The following is a 1,485-nucleotide window of genomic DNA, read 5'->3' as shown; positions in this document are numbered from 1 at the left end:
AATAGTTAATGGAATTAATACTGCAATTAATACGGAAGGTGATCCAGTGACGCGTGTTGTTTATGGTATAATAGAAGGAGGTGCTACATATATTGCAGGAAACTGCGCAAATAAAGTAACAGATATGGTGCAATTTGGATCAAAGGCGGCGGAAGCGTTGGGAAATGCAGCAGTAAACTATTCTATTGGACAACCAATGGAACTAGCGGCAACAGGAGTTTCAGCAGCAGCAAAGCCGGTTACAAAAGCTATTGCTAAGAATATGGGCATTGCAACGTCTAATGCGGGAACACCTAAACAGTCAAATACCAGAGTGATAACAACAGTATCAGGAAGAAAAAAGGTTATCCATAAAGTGAAGAAGCCAACAAGACGAAATACAAAGTTTCAGCGAGTATGTATGGCATAAGCTATAATAAAAAGACGATTTGTTCAGGCAGGAGTAATCTCCTGTCTGAATGGCGTGAAAGGTACATTTGTATGAAGAAAAGAAGTATATGGAATAAATATGGAAAAAAAACAGCAGAATATGTGAATGAATGGGGAAAATGGTATCGTTTCGATACATACGCTGATTTTGGTATAAATATAGTTGTATATATTGTTATGTTGTGTCTTCCTTTTGCCCTTTTAATTGTGGGGAATTCGAATATAATTCAAGCCATAATATATGCTATATTTATGTTACCCATATGTTGGGGTGTGTCATATTGTAATTATATGAATATGTATACAAGTATGGTTCGGATGGGACAGTACTGTTTAGATGAAGATGGGATTAAATTTGATTATTTTCCCAATATTCATAGAGAGGTTAGGTGGGAAGAAATTGAGTTAATTGAAAGAAGAACGATCGAGGCGATTAGTCCCAAAATAGAGAATGTAATAGATCGTGATATTTTTTTCATTTGTAAAAATGGTTGTACTGAAAATGAGAAAAAGGCAAAAACCAGAGGCATGTTTTTTTATGCTAAGCACAGGAAACAAATTATGCTTATTGGATATTCAAAGGAACGCGAGGAGGAATTTCGTCAATATTGGGATAAGGAAATTCGAGATCAAAGAAAATGGACTCGAGGGATGAATCTTTTTTGAGTAGGTGAGGGTCAGAAAGCCAGAGGGGTCAGTTCTGAATGGCTTTTTAAGTGGGTACGCTGGCTTAATCCGGGGTGCGGACAATTTTTGGACCTAATGTCGAAAGATGTTAGGAGGAAGAAATGAACAAGTATAGCACCGAAGAAAAACAACAGGCAATCGACTTGTATTTCAAAAATGGTTGCAATATGACCACGGTGACAGGGACGGTGGCTCACAAAGTGTCACTACTGGCTCAATATCTGTCCCCTAAAATATCATGATATTAAAAAAGTCTGAAAGTTCAAGAAAAGAGCTTTCAGGCTTTTTTGTGTTTTTATCCAGTTCTCCGCAGAAAACCTCGTCCGACATAGTCGGGCGGGGATGAATGCGGCATAAAAAATAAATCAA

The 1,485-nt window shown here is 37.5% G+C and carries 2 protein-coding genes; both read left to right on the top strand.

Translation table 11 applies throughout. The annotated features are described in order from the left end of the window. On the top strand, nucleotides 1–409 hold a 409-nt coding region (locus LKD48_RS16395), incomplete at its 5' end, for a hypothetical protein (protein WP_308732653.1). 71 nt (nucleotides 410–480) lie between these two features. Then, nucleotides 481–1,095, top strand: a complete 615-nt coding sequence (locus tag LKD48_RS16390) for a hypothetical protein (RefSeq protein WP_118616489.1) — start codon at nucleotides 481–483, stop codon at nucleotides 1,093–1,095. Nucleotides 1,096–1,485 lie beyond the last annotated feature (390 nt).

This window comes from Anthropogastromicrobium aceti, from assembly GCF_020687335.1.
Lineage (GTDB): Bacteria > Bacillota > Clostridia > Lachnospirales > Lachnospiraceae > Anthropogastromicrobium > Anthropogastromicrobium aceti.
This window is presented reverse-complemented; position numbering and strand designations above follow the sequence as displayed.

What these genes read in the sequence shown, in the direction of transcription:
- LKD48_RS16390 (WP_118616489.1), top strand. Translation starts at nt 481, where the DNA reads ATGAAGAAAAGAAGTATATGGAATAAATATGGAAAAAAAACAGCAGAA.